The organism is Streptomyces sp. G-G2, from assembly GCF_030063135.1.
Taxonomy (GTDB): domain Bacteria; phylum Actinomycetota; class Actinomycetes; order Streptomycetales; family Streptomycetaceae; genus Streptomyces.
Window position 1 is genome coordinate 302,540 of the sequence record NZ_JASISO010000001.1, and the last position, 19,605, is coordinate 322,144.

A 19,605-nucleotide genomic window follows, 5' to 3' on the forward strand; every position below is an offset into this window, starting at 1 on the left:
GGCCGTCGCCGTCGCCGTCGCCGGCGCCCGTGCGGCGCGGACGCTACGGCCGCGGCGGGCGCGGGGCGTCGAGGAACGCGAGCCGGGCGGGCTTCGCGGGGAGGTACACCTCGGGCAGGTCGATCTCCGGGAGTTCGACCTCCGGGCCCAGCACGAAGCCGGTCCGCTCCAGGCGGGCGATGGCCTTCTCGTTGCGCGCGTCGGGCTCCCCGACGATCCGGCGGGTGCGGCCGTCGGCGAAGACGAACGCCAGGAACGCGGTCAGCAGGCCCGCGCTGAACCCGCGCTCGGCCCGACCCTCGGCGGGGCCGATCAGCAGGTGCACGCCGGTGTCCCCGGGCCGCACCTCGTAGCACTCGCCGACCCGGTCGGCGGCGCAGTCGTACGTCTGGAAGAGGGCCACCGGCACTCCGTCGCGGCGCACCAGGAAGGCGTGGTGGGTGTCGCGGCGGTCGACATCCTCGTAGATCTCCTGGACCAGCTCACGGCTGGCCCCGTTCATGCCCCAGAAGCGGGCGCGTTCCTGGCTGACCCAGCCGTGGACCAGCGCGGAGTCCGCGGCGGGGTCCAGGGGGGTGATGGTGACCGTGCCGAACCCGTCGATGCGCTGGGTGTGGACGGGCTGCCGGGAGGAGGCGGCGGGGGAGGTCATATCGATTCCTTGGAGAGCAGGGTCCAGTCGGTGACGACGGGTACGAGTTCGCCCCGGGCCCAGAGCGGGAGCTGGTCGAGGTGGTGCGCGGAGCCCGTGACCCCGTCCGCGCCCAGGGGGACCGCCCAGAGGCTGTCCTCGCGCCGGGCCAGGTCCCACACGTAACGGGCGGCCGAGGCGCGGGAGGTGAGGTCGGTGACCCCGGGGACGGAGGAGGTGGCGTTCACGCAGTCGTGGTCGCCGCCGAGCCCGGGCCACCGGGCCCCGGGGTCGTGCAGGGCCTGCCAGGGGGCGAGGCGGTGGACCTCGGACCAGGCGGTGGCGGGGGCGTCCGCGGTGGCCGTCTCCTCCAGCGCCGCGCGCAGGTGCGCGGCGCGGTCGAGCCCGGGCAGCAGACCGGTGGTGAGCAGGCCTTCGAGGGCGTAACCGACCTTCGGCAGGAGGTACTGCCAGGGGTGGAAGACCGACGGGCCGGTGGGGGCGCCGGCCAGCCCGGCGAGGACCGGGTCGGCGGCGATCCGGCGGACGACGGCCGTGCGCAGGGCCGCGAAGACGGTGGCGTCGGTGCTGTCGGCGGCCATGTGCCGGTCCCAGCCGAGCAGCCGCCCGCGCAGCTCCGCGGCCGCGGGGGAGAGGCCGGTCAGCGCGGGCAGCCGGTCCAGGAGCGCCGCGGCGGAGCCGAGGAAGGTGTCCCGGTGTACGTCGGCCATGTCCCCGGCGGACCAGTCGCCCGAGCCGCTCAGCAGCTCCCCGATCCGCTGGGCCCGGTGCGGGGGCGCGAACTCCACCCCCAGCGGGGAGGCGATCCCGCGGGCGTTGGCCATCACCGCGACCCCCCGCACGGGCTCGGCGGGCAGCGGGGCCCAGCCCCGCCAGGCGTACGCGGGCTCCCAGGCGGGCACCGGCCGCAGCCGGTTGTCGCGGTGGCGCAGCGGTACGGCGCCCGCGACCCGGTGCAGCAGGCCGCCCGCGGTGTCGGCGGCGTGCACCACGTTGACCGGCTCGGCCCAGCCGTCGACGGCGCGGTCGATGTCGGCGACGGAACGGGCGCGCAGCAGGGCCGGGAGCGCGGCGAAGCCGAGGTCCGCGCGGACCCGGGCCGGGTAGCGCAGGCTGATGCTCTGCTCAGGGGTGTCGATGATCACCGGGCCGCGCGCTGTCTCCAGGACCTCCACCTCGACCTCGGTGGCCGGAGCGCCGTCGGCGCCCGCGACGGTGAGCCTCTCGGTGTGCCGGGCGACGGCCTCGACGGCGCCGTCCGGGCCGAGGGCCTCGACCCGCTCCTGCCCGGGGCCGCCGACACGGGTGAGCCGCTCGACGTACAGGTCCTGGTAGTCGGCCATGGCGTTGGTGATGGCCCAGGCGGCGGTGCCGGTGTGGCCGAAGTGCGCCAGGCCCGGGACGCCGGGCACGGCCAGGCCGACCACGTCGAACTCCGGGCAGGCCAGCCGGATCTGCTGGTAGACCCCCGGGTCCTCGATGAAGCGGTGCGGATCGCCCGCGATGATCGCGGCGCCGGTGGAGGTGCGTTCGCCCGGCACCAGCCAGCCGTTGCTGCCCGCGGTGCCGGGGCCGTCGGTGGCGAACAGGGTGATCGCCCCGTCGCCGAGGGCCCGGGCGACCCGGGCGCGCCAGAGCTTGGTGGGGAACCCGGCGAACAGGACGTGGGTGGAGAGCCAGATCCCGAGGGGGACCCAGGGCTCCCAGGGGGTGGGGGCCAGTCCGGTACGGGCGAAGCGCTCGTCGCGGGCCGCGCCCGCCGCCAGGCCGTCGTTGACCCCGTCGACGTACGCCCGTACCCACGCGGCGGTCGCCGGATCGAGGGCCTCGAAGCAGCGCCGTGCGGTGTCGTCGAGCATGCACTGGCGGGCGAACCGGTCCCAGGGGACCTCGGCGGCGCCGAGGAAAGCGGCGGAGGACCCCTGCGAACGGCGCCGCTCGACCTCCAGCTGCCAGGCCCGGTCCCGGGCGGTGACGCTGCCCTGGGCGTAGGAGAGGCGCAGGGCGTCGGCCGCCCGGAGATGGGGGATGCCCCACGGGTCGCGGTAGCGGTCGTGGCCTGCGCGGCGGTCGTGGCCTGCGTGGTCGGCTGTGCCGTCCCTGCCGTCCCTGCCGTCCCTGCCGTTCTCTTCCTCCGGGCTCCGCGGGTCGGCGTTCTGTGGGCCCGAACTGGTCACGCTGGTCACACGGTTCCCCAAGTGCATTAGGTTAGGCTGGCCTAACTATAAGGGTGAAAGCGCGTAGGGGGGAAAGGGCGGGCATGGGCGTAGCCAAGGGCTGGGAGGGCGTGGTCCTCAAGCTGCTGCGGGGCAAGGACTTCACGTTCACGGTGACGGGGGCGGAGCAGGTCACCGACGCCTACCGACGGGTGCACCTGACGGACGGCGGACTGCTCGCCGCGGTGGGCGGGTCGCCGCACCCGACGATGTGGGTGCGCGTGTGGTTCGAGAGCGAGGGCAAGCCGCACCAGCGCGCCTACACACTGGTGGACCCGGACCCGGCGGCGGGCACCGTCACGCTGGAGTTCGCGCTGCACGACGGGGTCGCAAGCCGCTGGGCGAGGGCCGCCGCGCCGGGGGACACGATCGACGCGACCGTGCGGGGGACCGGCTTCACGGCCCCCGCTCCGGAGCCCGAGCGGCTGCTGGTGATCGGCGACTCGGCCTCGCTGCCCGCCGTGAACTCACTGCTGGACGCCTATCCGCGGACCCCCGCCACCATCTGGCTGGAGACGCAGCACGCCTCGGACGGCGACCTTCCGGTCCGCGTGGACGCGGCGCGCCATGAGCTGCGCCGCGTCGCACGCGGTGGATCGGCCCTGGTGGACGCGGTCAAGGAGCAACTGCCCGCGCTGATCGGCGATCCCGCGTCGGCCTAGGTGTGGCTGGCGTGCGATACGTCGACCACGCGGACGCTGACGTCGTACCTGCGCAAGGACCTGGCGCTGTCCAAGCCGCGGGTCAACGGGCTGGGGTACTGGCGGCCCGCGTAGCGCTGGTCGCCCGAGCGCGGGCTCAGGTGCCGGTGGCGCCGTCGATGGCCTCGCGGAGGAAGTCGGCGTGGCCGTTGTGACGGGCGTACTCGTGGATCATGTGGAGCATCACCAGGCGCAGCGAGACGTCCGCCTCCCACCTCGCGTTGTAGCCCGTCACGTCGAGGGACTCGGCCTCGGACTCGAAGCGGCGCGAGAAGGCGGTCTCCGCCTCCCACGCGGCGAAGGCCTCGGCGCGGGTGGAGGAGGAGGCGTCGTACGCCTCCTGGAAGTCGTGCGTGTCGGACCAGACGAGCGGCACGTCCTCGGCCGCCAGGACCCGGCGGAACCATTGGCGCTCCACCTCGGCCATGTGCCGTACCAGGCCCAGCAGGGTGAGGGTCGAGGGCGGCGAGGCGCGCAGCCGCAGCTGCTCGTCGGTGAGGCCCTCGCACTTCATGGCGAGGGTGGCGCGGTGGAAGTCGAGGAAGGAGCGGAGCGTTTCGCGCTCGTCACCGGTCAGCGGGGGTCCTGTGCGATCCATGGTCGTGATCCTGTCAAGCGGCCGCGTGGAGCGAAAGGCCCGGGCGCGGTTCCGCCCGCGGGCCCGGGGGCATCACCCTCCGGGCCCGAGGGGCCCGGGCCCGCGGCGCCCGCGGAGCGGGGCCCTACTTGCCGACCCATACGTACGGCACCGTGACGCCCAGCACCCCGAAGCCCAGCCGCTCCAGGATCGGCCGGCTCTCGCTCGACGCGTCCACCTGGAGGTACGGGATCCCCAACTCGGCCGCGGCGAGCGCCCGATGGGTCACCAGGGCCCGGTAGATGCCCTTGCCGCGCCACTCGGGAACCGTGCCGCCGCCCCACAGACCCGCGAAGGACGCGCCGGGGGTGATCTCCATCCGGGCCGAACTGACCGGCTGGCCGCCCGCCATCGCGACCACGGCCAGGATCGTCTCCGGGGCCCGGGTCACCTGGGTGACCAACGCGTGCCGTATGCGCGGCCGGTCCTGGCCGAAGGCCTGGGCGTGGACGTCCATCATCAGGTCCACGCCCTCGACGTCCGTCACGTTCACCAGGGTCACTCCCTCGGGTGCCCTCACCTCGCCCACGATGTCCGCGACCCGCGCCACCATCAGCGTCTCCGGCGGCTCCGGCACGAAACCGGCGGCGAGCAGCCGTTCACCGAGGTCCGCGGGGGCGTCGTAGTCGTACATCTTCCACTCGAACTCCGACACCCCGAGGCCGTCGAAGTACGCGATCTGGGCCGCGATCTGCGCGTCCGCGGTGCTCTCGTCCAGGTCCGAGTGGAGCACTCCGTTCCAGCCTCCTCCCCGCGAGACGCGTCGTACGACCGCCCCCGCGCGCTCCACCACGGACTGATCCCCCTCCGACTGGGCGCCCCGGCGGGCCTCGGCGTCGAAAAGGGCTCTCACTGCGTCAAGATCCATCGTCATTCACGCAGCTCAGCAGCCGACCGGTCACCAGCGCAAGTGCATTAGCCTCCGGACATGACCGATGGGACCGATCACAGCCGCCGCCGCACCGCCGAGAGCTCCGACGGGCTCGTCCACACCGGCAGGGCCGCTCCCGACGCCGCGGCCGACCGGGGCTGGCTCCTCGGCCACTTCAAGGACGCGGACGATCCGCGCCACAGCGCGGACGTGGAGATCAAGTGGGGCGTGCATCCCCGGGGTGACGAGCGCGCGCGGTGGGTGACCGGCGAGCAGCGCACCGCCCTCCAGGTCCTGATCAGCGGACGCTTCCGGCTGGAGTTCCCCGGGCGGACGGTGGTCCTCGCCGAGCAGGGGGACTACGTGCTCTGGGGGCGCGGAGTCGACCATTCCTGGTACGCGGAGGAGGACACGGTCGTCCTCACCGTGCGCTGGCCCTCCCTCCCGGGCTACCGGGCGGATCGGGTGGATCGGGCTGGCCAGGCGGATGGGGCGCCGGATGCGGCCGGCCAGCCGGACGAGCCGCCCGCCCCGTAAGCCCTCCGCCCCGTAAACCCCCGCGTCCTGTGACGACGCACACGAAGCGGGCCGACGACCACGAATCGCTGCGATCGTGGAGGTGTAGACCACCTCGGGCATAGGCGTTCTTTCCGACAAGCTGCTCCCCGGCGACCGGCAAGGATCCGATCCACCAGGGAGCACGTTCGTTGGCAGCAAGCGCCCGCTGGTGCATACGGCACCGGCTCGTCGCCGTACTGCTCTGGCCAAGAAGACGGCACCGCAGGAATCCGAAGGGATCCGCATGTTCTCGATAGACCTGGCCGACGACGCCCAGCTGTTCCCCCTGGAACCCCGGCACGCCGAGGAGTTCTTCGCCCACATCGACCGCGGCCGGGAGTTCATCGGCGAGCACATCGGCTTCGCCGACGCCGCCGCCGACCTGGAGTCGGCGCGCACCCTGCTGAACACCTATGCCCAGCGGACGGCCGTCGACGGCGGCAGGCTCTACGGCATCCGGGTCGACGGCGTCCTCGTCGGCGGCGTCCTCTACCGGATCTTCGAAGCGGACACGGGCAATTGTGAGATCGGCTGCTGGCTGGAGCCCGCCGCCGCCGGACGCGGTCTGGTCACCACGGCCTGCCGGATCCTGATCGACCACGCCTTCCACGACCGCGGCATGCACCGGGTGGAATGGCGCGCCTCCGCGCTCAACACCAAGAGCCTCGCCGTCGCCGAACGCCTGGGCCTGACCCGCGAAGGCGTCCTGCGCGAGAACTACCGGCACCGGGGCGCCCTGCGGAGCACCGAGATCTGGGCCGTCCTGGTCCACGAATGGCCCGCCGCGCCCACCGTCTGAGCCCTCCCCCGCGGGTGCGGCCGGGGACCGCGGCGGGTCCGGCCCGCCCGCCCCGGCCGACCGCGGTCCCCGGCCCGCCCGGAGCCGCGGCAGATCACGGCCGAGGCGCCGCGCGGCTCTCAGGAACCTCTCAGATAGGCCGCCTACCGTGCCCCGCATGGACACCACGAAGACCTCCGCCAAGAACGCGCCCGAGCCGGGCGCCACCGACCCCGCAGACGCCACCGCCCCGGCCCCGGCCGCAGACGACGCGGTCACCGACATCGCGGACCTGGTGGGCGAGCCGGAGGGCGAGGACGGGGAGGACTCCGGGGACCTGCTGGACCAGGAGACCGAGGAGCGGCCCACCGGTGTCCTCGCCGCCGCCGCCGCCATCGCGGGCGCCGGTCTCTCCCTGATCGCGCTCAGCGGCACCTGGGTCTCCCGGGTGATCTCCGAGCGCCAGGGCCTGATCGGCCAGATCGACTCCGTCAACGCCACCTCGACGGAACAGAAGATCAACGCGCTGTACAGCGACGGCTGGCACATGACCGCCCTCGTCAACGGCGTCTTCTCCACGATCGCCCTCCTCATCGGCATGTTCGTGCTGGTCGGCCCCGCCTTCGGCGCCCCCGGCCGGGTCAACCCGAACTGGGTCAAGGCCGTCTCCTGGGCCGCCGTCGCCCTCGGCCTCGTCGGCGTGCTGATCTTCGGCCTGATGTACTTCGACGTCCTCTTCCCGCTGCCCAAGGCCGCCGCCTAAGCGTCCGGCTGCCCCGCCTTAGGGCGGACCGCAGGACTCCGGGCCCCGCCTAAGGCCCTCGGGGCCGCCGAGATGCGGCATGCGCCCGATGTCCCCGTACCCCCTGGGACGAGATTCTTGGAACACACCGAACAAGGTGTCCGAGAAACGAAACCAGGGAGTACGAGATGTTCGTATACGAGATCAACAACACCCACCGCGAAGACCTCCTCCGCGAGGCCGCCGAGTACCGCCGGTCGCTGCAGGGCGCGGACCGCGCCACCCGCCGCGGCTTCTCCCTGCGCAAGACATCGGAGGGGACGGTGAGAGGGAACCGGAGCCGCTTCACCCCGGCCGCGTGACCCGCGCCGTTCAGCACGTGGTCTGACACGTGATGAGAAGCGCACCGATTTCCAGTGCCGGTGTCCAGGACCGCTGTGCGATGCTCGGCGGCGTGGAAACCAGATCTGTCAGCCCGGTGTTCGTCGGCCGCGCCGATGAACTGGCCGTACTCGTCGACGCGCTGAACCGCGCCGACGGGCAGGAACCCCAGGCACTCCTCATCGCGGGAGAGGCCGGAGTCGGCAAGACCCGCCTCACCGAGGAGTTCCTCTGCGCGGCGGACCGGCGGGGCGCCGTCGTGGCCGTCGGAGGCTGTGTGGAGATAGGGGCGGAGGGCCTTCCCTTCGCCCCCTTTTCCGCTGCCCTGCGCAGCCTGCGCCGCCAGCTCCCCGACGAGCTGATCGCCGCGGCCGCGGGCCAGGAGGACGAACTCGCCCGGATCCTGCCCGAACTCGGCGAGACCCCCCGGGGACCCCACGACGAGGAGAGCACCGCCCGGCTGTTCGAGCTCACGGTCCGCCTGCTGGAGCGGCTCGCCGCCGACCGCACCATCGTGCTCGTCCTGGAAGACCTGCACTGGTCGGACACCTCCACCCGGCACCTGCTGTCCTACCTCTTCCGCAGCCTCGCCGCCGGGCGCCTCGTGGTCGTCGCCACCTACCGCGCCGACGACGTGCACCGACGCCACCCGCTGCGCCCCTTCCTCGCCGAACTCGACCGCCTGCGCACCGTCCAGCGGATCGAACTCGCCCGCTTCAACCGCGCGGAAGTAAGCCGACAGCTCGCCGGGATCCTGGCCTCCCGACCCGAGGAAACCCTCGTCAGCTCCGTCTTCGACCGCTCCGACGGCAACGCCTTCTTCGTCGAGGAGCTCGTCGCCTCCCACGCGAGCGGCTGCCGCACCGGACTCACCGAGTCGCTGCGCGACCTGCTGCTCGTCCGCGTCGAGGTACTGCCCGAGGCCGCCCAGCGGGTGGTGCGCATCGTCGCGGAGGGCGGCTCCACCGTCGAGTACGACCTGCTCCTCGCCGTCACCCGGCTCACCGAGGACGAACTGCTCGAAGCACTGCGCGCGGCCGTCAGCGCCAACATCCTCCTCGCCACCCCCGACGGCGACGGCTACCGCTTCCGGCACTCCCTGGTCCGCGAGGCCGTCAGCGACGACCTGCTGCCCGGCGAGCGCTCCCGGGTCAACCGCCGCTACGCGCAGGCCATGGAGGCCGACGACAGCCTCGTCCGCGCCGGGGAGCGGACCATCCGGATCGCCAGCTACTGGTTCTACGCCAACGACGCGGCCAAAGCCCTCCCGGCGGTCCTCGCGGCCTCCGTCGCCGCCCGCCACCGGCACGCCTACTCCGAGCAGCTCAGCCTGCTCGACCGGGCCATCGACCTGTGGGAGAGCGCCCCGGAGGAAGTGCGCCAGGCGCTGCGCCCGGCGGACTACACCGAGGTGTACCCGCCGTGCGGCTGCGATCCCGAAACCACCCCGCTGCGCCGCCTCGACCTGCTGGCCGAGGCCACCGTCGCGGCCCGCTTCGGCGGTGAACGCGAACGAGCCCTGAAGATGACCAAAATGGCGCTGCGGATGCTGGAGGACGAGGAGGACCCGCTGCGCGCCGCCTGGTTCTGGACGGAACGCTCCAAGCTGATCTCCAGCCTGGGCCGCGGCGACGGCTGGACCGAACTCAGCACCGCCCAGGAACTCGTCCAGGGGCTGCCCCCGTCCCACGTGCACGCCGAAGTGCTCTCCCGGGCGGCGGGCTGGGGCATGCTGCACAACCCCGGCCTCGACAACATGGCCGCCGCCGAACGCGCCGTCGAATACGCGCGGATGGTCGGCGCCCAGGAAGTCGAGCTGCACGCGCGGATCACCCTGGGCTCCCTGCTCACCGACGCGGGAGACGTGGAGGGCGGCCTCGCCCTCATGTACGAGGTCAAGGACCGGGCCACCGAACTCGGCCTGGTCATGCTCGCCGGTCGTGCGCATATCAACCTCACCTCTCAACTGGAGAACATGGGCCGCTCACAGGACGCGGTGGAGCTGGCGGAGGAGGGACTCCAACTCGTCGGCGCCTCCCGCCTCCTGGACTCCGAAGCCTGGGTCTGCGGCAACATGGCGGAGAGCCTGTACAGCCTGGGCCGCTGGGAGGAGGCCGCCGCCGCGGCCAAGCGGACCCTGCGCGTCAGCCAGAGCGCCGCTCCCCGCGGCTCCGCCTCGGCACGCCTGTCCTACCTCGCCCTGGCCCGCGGCGAACTGACCGAGGCCGCCCACCAGCTCGCCGCCGCCCACGACCACTTCGGCACCCACGACACCCAGCCCCAGCACCGCATCCCGCTGTACCGCCTGGCGGTCGGCGTGGCCGCGGGGGAGGGCCGGATAGCCGACGTCCGCACGGAGGTCTCCGAGGCGACGGCCCACGGCTTCCCGCTCGGCCACCACCGCTACGCCTGGCCGCTGCTGCTCGCCGCGGCCTCCGCCGAAGCCGACGCCCGCGGCCTCCCGGCCGCCGCCGAGGGCCACGCCGCCGCCGTGGCGGCCCTGCGCACGGCGGCGCTCGCCCTGGCCGCCCCGGTGCCGGTGTGGGCCGCCCACGCCGACTTCGTCCGCGCCGAACTGCTGCGCGCCGAGGACGCCGACACCCCGGCCGGCTGGACCGCGCTGGAGGCCGCGATCCGGCCGCTGGACCGCCCGTACCTGCTGGCCCGGGCCCGCCACCGGCTCGCCGAGTCCCTGCTGGCCACGGGCGGCGACCGGGAACGCGCCGCCACCCTGGTCCGCGCGGCCCACACGACCGCCGAGCGCCTGGGCTCACGCCGACTCCGCGAGGACCTGGCCCTGCTCGCCCGGCGCGGCCGCCTCCAGCTCACCGCCCCCGACGAGGCCGCCGCCCCGGCTCCCGCCGGGCCGGACGCGGACCCGGCGGAGAGCCTGGGCCTGACCAGCCGCGAACGCGACGTACTGCGCCTGGTCGCGGCGGGCCGCACCAACCGTCAGATAGCCGAGGAACTCTTCATCTCCCCGAAGACGGCCAGCGTCCACGTCTCGAACATCCTGGCCAAGCTCGGCGTCGCGGGCCGCGGCGAGGCCGCCGCCCTCGCCCACCGGCTCCGCCTTTTCACCACGCTCCCCTCCTGACCCCTCCTGACCCCTGACCCGTGACCTCCCCCTCTCCACGGAGCGTCCGCCCCGCCGCCCGCCGTCCCGCCCGACAGTGGCGGACCGGCGGGACCGGGTCACCGGACGGTCAGGCGCAGGACCCGGTCGTCCCCGGCCTCCGGCGTCCCCCGTCCGTCCGTCTCGCTCGTGACCAGCAGCAGCTTGTCCCCGCCCAGCGCGATCACCGTCCGCAGCCGCCCGTACGTCCCCTGCAGGAAGGCCTCCGGCTCCGCCAGGGGTTTCGCACCGTCCAGCGGGATCCGCCAGAGCCTGGCCCCCTTCAGCCCGGCCATCCAGATCGACCCCTGGGCGAAGGCGATCCCGCTCGGTGAGGCGTCGTCGGTCTTCCACTGGGCCACCGGATCGATGAACCCGGGCTTGCCCGCCCTGCCCTCGGCCTCCGGCCAGCCGTAGTTCCCGCCGGGCTGGATCAGATTCAGCTCGTCCCAGGTGTCCTGGCCGAACTCCGAGGCCCACAGCCGGTTCTCCTTGTCCCAGGCGAGCCCCTGCACATTGCGGTGGCCGGAGGAGTAGACGACGGAATCCGCCTCGGGATTGCCGTGCACCGGCTGCCCGTCCGGGGTCATCCGCAGGATCTTGCCGCCGAGGGACTTCTTGTCCTGCGCGAGGCCGGTCTCCCCGGTCTCGCCCGTCCCCGCGTAGAGCATCTTGTCCGGGCCGAAGGCGATCCGGCCGCCGTTGTGCACGTGACCCTTCGGGATGCCCCGGAACACCGTGTCCGGGGCTCCCAGTTGCTGACCGGACTGTCTCTGCTCGTCATACCTGAGCCGGGCGATCCGGTTGTCGGACTCCGTCGTGAAGTACACGTAGACCAGCCGGTCCGAGGCGTAGGAGGGGGACAGGGCCAGACCGAGCAGCCCGCCCTCGCCGCCCGGAGCCACCCCGGAGACCTTGCCGATCTCCGTCAGCTCGCCCGTCGTCGCCTTGACCCGGGTGATGGTCCCCTTGTCCCGTGAGGCGACCAGCAGGTCCCCGTCCGGCAGCACGGCCACGCCCCACGGAGACTGGAGCCCCTTGGCCACCTCGCCGGACACCGTCACCGCCCCCTTCGCGGGGGGCAGCGAGGCCGACGCCCCGGGGGCGGGCGACCCTCCCCCCGCCTGGCTCGCCGACCCCTGCCCCGGTGGCGCGGAACCCGCCGACGGCCCTGATCCGGGCCCGCCCGCCGGGCCGCACCCCGCCATCAGGACCGCCCCGCACCCCGCCAGCGCCACGGCCGCCCACACACCCCGCCCGGCCCCTGCCCGCCCGGCCCCCGCACGTACGGCCCCCGCCCGGACCGTTCCTGCCCGGACCGCTTCTGCCCGCACCGCTCCTGCGCCCATCGTCCCGCTCCCTTCCACCGATACCGCGGACCCTGCCGACCCAGCCGGTCCTGTCGATCCTGCCCTTCACAGGTCTCAACAGCCCCGGCCGTTCGCGAAGTTCCGCCCCCTCGTACACCCGATCGAGTGGGGATGAACGGACCCCGGACGGGGAAGGGGGCCGGTTTCAGTCCCAGGCACCCACCGCCACCGGCAGCCCCGCGACCTCCGCCAGGTCCCGAGCCGTCAGCCGCACCTCCGCCGCCCCCGCGTTCTCCGCCGCCCAGCACGCCCGCTCGGCCCCCGGCACCGGCACCACCTGCGGCCCCTGCGCCAGCACCCACGCCAGCGCCACCTGGGCCACCGTCGCCGGGTCCCCGCCCGGCCCCTCGTGCCGCCGCGCTATCCGCCGCAGCCCCGCCAGCAGCACCTGGTTCGCCGCCATCGCGTCCGCCGTGAACCGCGGGTGCCGGGCCCGCGCGTCCGCCTCCTCGAACCCCTGCCCCGGCGTCAGCGTCCCGGTCAGGAACCCGCTGCCCACCGGCATCGCGGCCAGCAGCCCCACCCCCCGGGTCCGGCACCACGGCAGCAGCTGCCAGGCCGCCTGCGGCGACCACATGGACAGCTCCGCCTGCACCGCGCTCACCGGGAACACCTGCTGGGCCCGCTCCAGGTGCCGCAGGGTCACCGTGTACTCCCGGTCCCCGCCCCGCCCCGCCCCGCCCCGGGACCCGCGCCCGCGCCGAGCGCGCAGTACCCCAGGGCGCGCACCTTCCCCGCGCCCACCAGCTCCGCCATCGCCCCCCAGGTCTCCTCCACCGGAACGTCCGGGTCCACCCGGTGCAGCTGGTAGAGGTCTATGACATCGGTCCGCAGCCGCCGCAACGAGGCGTCGCAGGCCCGTCGCACGTACCCCGGCCGCCCGTCGGCCACCACGTGCTGGTCACCCGTCCGCAGCCCGACCTTCGCCGACACGAAAGCATCGGCCCGGCGCTCCCTGAGCACCCGCCCCACCAGCAGCTCGTTGGTGTAGGGCCCGTAGATGTCCGCCGTGTCCAGGAGGTTCGCGCCCAGATCGAGCGCCGTGTGCATCGTCCGCAGGGATTCGGCGCTCTGGCGCCCCGAGGCGGCGTACCCCCAGCTCATCGGCATGCACCCGAGCCCGATGGCGCCCACCGTCAATGCCGACGCCCCGATCGACCTGCGCTCCACTCCCACGTCCCCCTCCCGCTCCGGCACTCAAACTAACGGCTCGCTCCGGATCCCTTCGCATAGCCTCGCGATCATGACTTCAACGAACCCGGACGTCTGGCTGCCCTTCCCCGCCGAAGAGATCGAGGGGCTGCCCGCCTCCCTGCGCTACCGGCACTGGGACGGCGAGGAGGAGTTCCCGGCGGATCCCGCCGACTGCGTCTTCTACGTCACCCCCTACATGAAGTCCCCGGCCGTCACCCTGCGCCCGCTCGCGCACATGCCGCGGCTGCGCGCCGTACAGACCCTGACCGCGGGCATCGACCACGTCCTCGGCGGCCTCGCCGACCTGCCGCCCGGCGTCAGCCTCTGCAACGCGCGGGGCGTCCACGAGACCAGCACCGCCGAACTCGCGCTCACCCTCACCCTCGCCTCCCTGCGCGGGATCCCCGGCATGGTCCGCGGCCAGGACCGGGAGGAATGGCGCTTCGGGTTCTACGACGCCCTCGCCGACAAGTCCGTGCTCATCGTCGGCTACGGGTCCATCGGCGCCGCCATCGAGGACCGGCTCGCGGCCTTCGAGTGCGGCCCCGTCACCCGCGTCGCCCGCTCGGCTCGCACCACCGCGCGCGGCCCCGTGCACGCGCTCGCCGATCTCCCCGGGCTGCTGCCCCGGGCCGACGTGGTGATCCTTTCCACCCCGCTCACCGAGGACACCCGGGGCCTGGCCGGAGCGGAGTTCCTCGCGCGGATGAAGGACGGCGCCCTGCTGGTCAACGTCGCCCGCGGGCCGGTCGTCGACACCAAGTCCCTGCTCGCGGAGGTGGAGTCGGGGCGGCTGCGCGCCGCGCTCGACGTCACCGATCCCGAACCGCTGCCCCAGGGGCATCCGCTCTGGCATGCTCCGAATGTCCTGATCACCCCCCATGTCGGGGGCAGCAGCTCGGCGTTCGAGCCGCGGGCCAAGCGACTTCTGGCCCGCCAGCTCACCGCCTACGCCGCTGGAGAGCCCCTCGCCAATACGGTGTTGGTCACGGACTGAACGCGGCGCGCGCACCGTCCGTAGCCACTCGACCGCACCCCGTGGCGACAACTCCCGCATGGTGACGGAGAGTAGAGAAACTATGTCCCTGAGTGACCAAAGTGGTGTATCGTCCGGACCAAGGGGCTGCGCCGAAAACATCCGGCGCTGGGAGTGATCGGACACTTTGGGGGGCGACGGGCGATGTACGGCCAATGGACGAAGGATCCGGCGCGGCACAGCCGCCGGAAGCGACGACGCTACGCACCGGAACCAGCCACCGAGGCGGACCGGTGAGCGCCCCCGGAGCCCTCCTGGCCCGGACCCCGGCGGCCGGTGGGGGCAAGGGCCTGGCGGCGCAGCTCCTCCTCGCCGTGATCAGCGCCGGTTACGCCGTAGGCGCCGCCGTCGGCTGGGGTTCCAAGGAAGCCGCCGCGTTCATGGGCGACTTCGGCCTCAGCGCCGCCGGATTACTCGCCGCGGTCTCCTGCTACCACTACGCATGGACCATCGGCCGCCGAGAACGGCCCGCCTGGCTGCTGTTCGCGTTCTCCTCGCTCATGGCCGCCGTCGGCAACCTCGTCTGGGGCTGGTACGAGGTTCTCCTCGGCCAGGAGGTCCCGAAGCCCTCCGTCGCCGACTTCGCCTTCCTCTGCTTCGCCCCGTCCGCCATCGTCGGACTCCTCGTCCTCGCCAAGCGCCCCGTCAACCGGGCCGGCTGGGTCTGCCTCGCACTCGACTCCTGGCTCATCGCCGGATCGCTGCTCACCCTCTCGTGGAGCCTGGCCCTCGCGCACGCCGCCCGCACCGCCCAGTCCGGTGCTCCCGGCAGCGTCGCCCGCGCCGCACTGTCCCTGGCCTACCCGCTGCTGGACATCGCGCTCGTCTCGATAGTGCTGGTCCTGCACTTCCGGCGCTCCGTGACCAACCGCTCGGCCGTCAACACCGCCATCGCGGCCCTCGCCCTCACCGTCCTCAGCGACGCCCTCTTCACCTCGCCGCTGCTGAGCGCCCGCTACCAGTCCGGGCAACTGCTCGACGCGGGCTGGTTCGCCGGTTCCCTGCTCCTGGCGTACGCGCCCTGGGGCGCCCGGCGCATCCACCCCGAGCCCGAGCCCCCCCGGCGGGCCCCGGCCGTACGCCGTCCACGCGGCCGGAAGGCGCGCCGCGGGGGCGCCGCCCACCGCGGCACCGTGCGCGGCGGCAGCGAGCTGCTCTCCGCGCACGCGCGCGAGGTCCGGCCCGTCAGCCGCCCCATCACCGGCTCGCTGCCCGCGCTGACCCCGTACCTCGCCGCCGCCGTGTGCACCCTCGGCATCCTCTACAACGTGATCGAGGGCCGGAAGGTCGACCGCATGGTCGTCTTCACCGGATGCACCGTCGTCCTCGCCCTCGTCATCCGCCAGGGCATCATGCTCCTCGACAACATCGCCCTGACCCAGGAACTGGCCCAGAAGGAGAACCACTTCCGCTCCCTGGTCCAGGGCTCCAGCGACGTCATCATGATCGCCGCACCCACCGGCATGCTGCGCTACGTCAGCCCCGCCGCCGCCGGGGTCTACGGCCGCGAGGCCGAGGAGCTGATCGGCACCGAGCTGTCCCACCTGATCCATCCCGAGGACCTCGGCCGGGTGGTCCACGAGGTGCGCCGCTTCCTGGCGGCGCCCTCCGCCGAGGAGCCCACCACCCGCATCGAATGCCGCTTCAAGTCCGGCGGCGGCGAGTGGCTCAACGTGGAGTCCACCGTCAACCGCCACCAGGGCGGACTCATCCTCAACAGCCGGGACGTCACCGAACGGGTCCGTCTCCAGGCCCAGCTCCAGCACAGCGCCGAGCACGACCCGCTGACCGACCTGCCCAACCGGGCCCTGTTCACCCGCCGGGTCCGCCAGGCCCTCACCGGCCGCCGGGCGGGGGACCACAGCACCGCCGTGCTCTTCATCGACCTCGACGGCTTCAAAGCGGTCAACGACACCATCGGCCACCAGGCGGGCGACGAACTCCTCGCCGAGGCCGCCCACCGCCTGCAGGACTCCGTCCGCGCCGGGGACACCGCCGCCCGGCTCGGCGGCGACGAGTTCGCCGCGCTGATCCTCGGCGACGGCAGCCGGGACCGGTCCGCCCGCGAGTACCAGGTGCACGAGATCGCCGACCGGCTGCGCACCACCCTCTCCCAGCCCTACCGGATCGCGGGCACCGAGGTCCGGGTCGCCGCCAGCATCGGGGTGGCCTTCGCCGACCCCGGCATCACCCCTTCGGACCTGATGCGCAACGCGGATCTCGCGATGTACCGGGCCAAGGCGGGCGGCAAGAACCGGGTGGAGCTCTACGCCCCCCAGATGCAGGCCGAAGTGGTCCGCAAGGCCGAGCTGGCCGGTCGGCTGCGCACCGCGCTCCACGAAGGCGAGTTCGCCCTGCTCCACCAGCCCGTGGTGTCCCTGGTGAGCGGCGAGGTCACCGCCATCGCCGCCCAGGCCCGCTGGCGCTCGGCCCAGGGGATCCTCTTCACCCCCGCCGAATTCCTCCGGGTGGCCGAGTGCAGCGAGGGCGCCGCCGGACCGGGCGGACCCGCCGGACCGCCCCCGTCGGCCGTCCCGGACGCCACCCGGACCGCCGAGCTGGGCCGATGGCTGCTGGCGGAGGCGGTGGACCAGGCCGCCGAACGCCACCGGGCCGGACACGCCGTACCGGTGGCCGTGCGGATGACCGCCCAACGGCTGCTGGACAAGTCGATGCCCGGCGGCTCCGTGGAGTCCTCGCTGACCCGGCACGGGCTGCCCCCGGGTGCGCTGGTGATCGAACTGGCGGACAGCGACCCCAGAGTGCCCTTCGACGAGCTGGAGCGGCGCCTGACGGCCTTGCGGCGGCTCGGCGTGCGGATCGCCCTCGACGGTTTCGGCAGCGGTTACGCGGCCATCAGCGCCCTGCGGCGCCTCCCGGTCGACGTACTCAAACTCGACCGGGGCCTCGTCGAAGGCGTCGTCGAGTCACCCAGACTGCACAAGATCACCGCAGGTCTGTTGCGGATCGCAAACGATCTGGGCATGCAGTCGGTGGCCGCCGGGGTGGATCTCCCCGAGCAGGTCATGGCCCTGCGGGCGATGGGCTGCACCCATGGCCAGGGAATGGCCTTCTCGGGACCTCTCGACGAGTACCGGCTGCGCCGCGCGCTCGTGCGCGGTACGTTCCCTGTACCGGGAGGCGCCGCTCTGCCCGCCTTGGCCGGTGGGCCTCCCGGGGTTCCGATGGCCGTTCGTAGGGGCTCACATAATGAGACGCCCGTCCCACCCGCTTGACATCCACCTCCCGCCGGAGGGAGGGTCAGTGTCATGCGCACCCGAATTCTCGTACGTGGAAAGCGCGTCGGCTGAAGCAGGGTCACTCATGTCCCCGCTTACTGCACCCGACGCGCTCCCCTCGCTTGCCTCCCGGCACGAGGGGTTTTTTGTTGCACTGGCACATCCCGAACCCTCGCAAAAACCCTCAGCTTCGAGAAGAGAATGCCGATGACCGAGCAGGCCACCGGGGCCCACCATCCGCAGCCGCGGGCCCGTAACGGCGGATCCCACACCGCCGCAGTTGAGCACGTCACGGGTGCGCAGTCCCTCATCCGCTCTCTCGAAGAGGTGGGGTGCGACACCGTCTTCGGGATCCCGGGCGGCGCCATCCTCCCCGCGTACGACCCGATGATGGACAGCAAGAAGGTCCGTCACATCCTGGTCCGCCACGAGCAGGGCGCCGGGCACGCCGCCACCGGGTACGCGCAGGCCACCGGCAAGGTCGGCGTGTGCATGGCCACCTCCGGCCCGGGCGCCACCAACCTCGTCACCCCGATCGCCGACGCGCACATGGACTCCGTGCCGCTCGTCGCGATCACCGGGCAGGTCTCCTCCAAGGCGATCGGCACCGACGCCTTCCAGGAGGCGGACATCGTCGGCATCACCATGCCGATCACGAAGCACAACTTCCTGGTCACCAGGGCCGAGGACATCCCGCGGACGATCGCCGAGGCGTTCCACATCGCCTCCACCGGCCGCCCCGGCCCGGTCCTGGTCGACATCGCCAAGGACGCCCTCCAGTCGAAGACCACCTTTAGCTGGCCGCCCACCCAGAACCTCCCCGGCTACCGGCCGGTCACCAAGCCGCACGCCAAGCAGATCCGCGAGGCCGCCAAGCTCATCTGCCAGGCCAAGCGCCCGGTCCTGTACGTCGGCGGCGGCATCATGAAGTCCGGCGCGAGCGCCGAGCTGAAGGTCCTCGCCGAGCTGACCGGCGTCCCGGTCACCACCACCCTGATGGCGCTCGGCTCCTTCCCCGACAGCCACCCGCTGCACGTGGGCATGCCCGGTATGCACGGCGCCGTCACCGCGGTCACCGCCCTGCAGAAGTCGGACCTGCTGATCGCCCTCGGCACCCGCTTCGACGACCGCGTCACCGGCAAGCTGGACAGCTTCGCCCCCTTCGCGAAGGTCATCCACGCGGACATCGACCCGGCCGAGATCGGCAAGAACCGCGTCGTCGACGTCCCGATCGTGGGCGACGCCCGCGAGGTCATCGCCGACCTGGTCCAGGCCGTCCAGGCCGAGCACACCGAGGGCCACGCGGGCGACTACAGCGCCTGGTGGAAGGACCTCAACCGCTGGCGCGACACCTACCCGCTGGGCTACGACCTGCCCGAGGACGGCATGCTCTCGCCGCAGCAGGTCATCGAGCGGATCGGTCAGCTGGCGCCCAAGAGCACCATCTACGCCGCGGGCGTGGGCCAGCACCAGATGTGGGCCTCGCACTTCGTCAACTACGAGGAGCCCCGCACCTGGCTGAACTCCGGCGGCGCCGGAACCATGGGCTACGCGGTCCCGGCCGCGATGGGCGCCAAGGTCGGCATGCCGGAGCGCACGGTCTGGGCGATCGACGGCGACGGCTGCTTCCAGATGACCAATCAGGAACTGGTCACCTGCGCGCTGAACAACATCCCGATCAAGGTCGCGATCATCAACAACGGTGCGCTGGGCATGGTCCGCCAGTGGCAGACCCTGTTCTACAACCAGCGGTACTCCAACACCGTCCTGCACGCCGACGAGACCGGCCAGGGCACCGCGGTCGGCTCCCAGCTCGGCGAGTCCAGCGCCCCCCGCAAGGGCACCCGCGTCCCGGACTTCGTCAAGCTGGCCGAGGCCATGGGCTGCGTGGCGCTGCGCTGCGAGGACCCGGCCGACCTGGACAGGGTCATCGCCGAGGCCAACGCGATCAACGACCGTACCGTGGTCGTCGACTTCATCGTCCACGAGGACGCGATGGTGTGGCCCATGGTCGCCGCAGGCACCTCCAACGACGAGGTCCAGGCCGCCCGGGGCGTCCGTCCCGACTTCGGCGACAACGAAGACGACTGAGCGAAGAGCGAAAGAGAGAACGAC

The 19,605-nt window shown here is 73.0% G+C and carries 13 protein-coding genes and 2 pseudogenes; 9 read left to right on the plus strand and 6 right to left on the minus strand.

All coding sequences use genetic code 11. From position 1 onward, the window contains the following. Positions 1-43: 43 nt before the first annotated feature. Together QMF80_RS01340 and QMF80_RS01345 are read right to left on the minus strand one after the other, a co-directional pair. Complete coding sequence (locus QMF80_RS01340; protein WP_283448752.1) at positions 44-652, minus strand: GNAT family N-acetyltransferase; 609 nt, start codon at positions 650-652, stop codon at positions 44-46. Continuing rightward, positions 649-2,682, minus strand: coding sequence for a penicillin acylase family protein (locus tag QMF80_RS01345; protein WP_283448833.1), 2,034 nt, complete (start codon positions 2,680-2,682; stop codon positions 649-651). The genes QMF80_RS01340 and QMF80_RS01345 overlap by 4 nt, the downstream gene beginning before the upstream one ends. Before the next feature lie 230 nt (positions 2,683-2,912). Here QMF80_RS01345 and QMF80_RS01350 point away from each other — a divergent pair. Beyond that, positions 2,913-3,644 (plus strand): annotated as a pseudogene (locus tag QMF80_RS01350) (siderophore-interacting protein). A gap of 22 nt (positions 3,645-3,666) precedes the next feature. Here QMF80_RS01350 and QMF80_RS01355 read toward each other — a convergent pair. Next, positions 3,667-4,167 carry a DinB family protein gene (locus tag QMF80_RS01355; protein ID WP_283448754.1) on the minus strand — a complete coding sequence of 167 codons (501 nt, stop codon included), beginning with the start codon at positions 4,165-4,167 and terminating at the stop codon, positions 3,667-3,669. Positions 4,168-4,291: 124 nt separating this feature from the next. Beyond that, a complete protein-coding gene (locus tag QMF80_RS01360) occupies positions 4,292-5,074 on the minus strand; it encodes a GNAT family N-acetyltransferase (RefSeq protein WP_283448834.1) in 783 nt (260 codons plus the stop codon). A 60-nt stretch (positions 5,075-5,134) separates the two neighbouring features. On the opposite strand from QMF80_RS01360, the gene QMF80_RS01365 reads away from it, so the two are divergent. From QMF80_RS01365 to QMF80_RS01385, 5 genes are all read left to right on the plus strand, one after another. Continuing rightward, positions 5,135-5,614 carry a cupin domain-containing protein gene (locus tag QMF80_RS01365; protein ID WP_283448756.1) on the plus strand — a complete coding sequence of 160 codons (480 nt, stop codon included), beginning with the start codon at positions 5,135-5,137 and terminating at the stop codon, positions 5,612-5,614. Between the two features lie 265 nt (positions 5,615-5,879). Next, positions 5,880-6,434: a GNAT family N-acetyltransferase gene (locus QMF80_RS01370; RefSeq protein WP_283448758.1), complete on the plus strand. Its 555-nt coding sequence runs from the start codon at positions 5,880-5,882 to the stop codon at positions 6,432-6,434. A 157-nt stretch (positions 6,435-6,591) separates the two neighbouring features. Further along, complete coding sequence (locus QMF80_RS01375; protein ID WP_283448760.1) at positions 6,592-7,176, plus strand: hypothetical protein; 585 nt, start codon at positions 6,592-6,594, stop codon at positions 7,174-7,176. Between the two features lie 167 nt (positions 7,177-7,343). Beyond that, complete coding sequence (locus QMF80_RS01380; protein ID WP_283448762.1) at positions 7,344-7,517, plus strand: hypothetical protein; 174 nt, start codon at positions 7,344-7,346, stop codon at positions 7,515-7,517. An 80-nt stretch (positions 7,518-7,597) separates the two neighbouring features. Further along, a complete protein-coding gene (locus tag QMF80_RS01385) occupies positions 7,598-10,633 on the plus strand; it encodes a helix-turn-helix transcriptional regulator (protein WP_283448764.1) in 3,036 nt (1,011 codons plus the stop codon). Between the two features lie 98 nt (positions 10,634-10,731). Here QMF80_RS01385 and QMF80_RS01390 read toward each other — a convergent pair whose 3' ends face one another. Together QMF80_RS01390 and QMF80_RS01395 are read right to left on the minus strand one after the other, a co-directional pair. Then, complete coding sequence (locus tag QMF80_RS01390; RefSeq protein ID WP_283448835.1) at positions 10,732-11,859, minus strand: PQQ-dependent sugar dehydrogenase; 1,128 nt, start codon at positions 11,857-11,859, stop codon at positions 10,732-10,734. A gap of 307 nt (positions 11,860-12,166) precedes the next feature. Beyond that, positions 12,167-13,191, minus strand: a pseudogene (locus QMF80_RS01395) (aldo/keto reductase). A 73-nt stretch (positions 13,192-13,264) separates the two neighbouring features. Between QMF80_RS01395 and QMF80_RS01400 the strand changes: the two are divergent. The 3 genes from QMF80_RS01400 (at position 13,265) to QMF80_RS01410 (ending at position 19,581) form a co-directional block, all read left to right on the plus strand. Then, entirely contained in the window at positions 13,265-14,212 is a 948-nt protein-coding gene (locus tag QMF80_RS01400) for a 2-hydroxyacid dehydrogenase (protein ID WP_283448766.1), read from the plus strand. A gap of 272 nt (positions 14,213-14,484) precedes the next feature. Next, positions 14,485-17,487: a putative bifunctional diguanylate cyclase/phosphodiesterase gene (locus QMF80_RS01405; protein WP_283448768.1), complete on the plus strand. Its 3,003-nt coding sequence runs from the start codon at positions 14,485-14,487 to the stop codon at positions 17,485-17,487. 204 nt (positions 17,488-17,691) lie between these two features. Beyond that, positions 17,692-19,581 carry an acetolactate synthase large subunit gene (locus QMF80_RS01410; RefSeq protein WP_283448769.1) on the plus strand — a complete coding sequence of 630 codons (1,890 nt, stop codon included), beginning with the start codon at positions 17,692-17,694 and terminating at the stop codon, positions 19,579-19,581. The last annotated feature ends 24 nt before the right edge of the window (positions 19,582-19,605 follow it).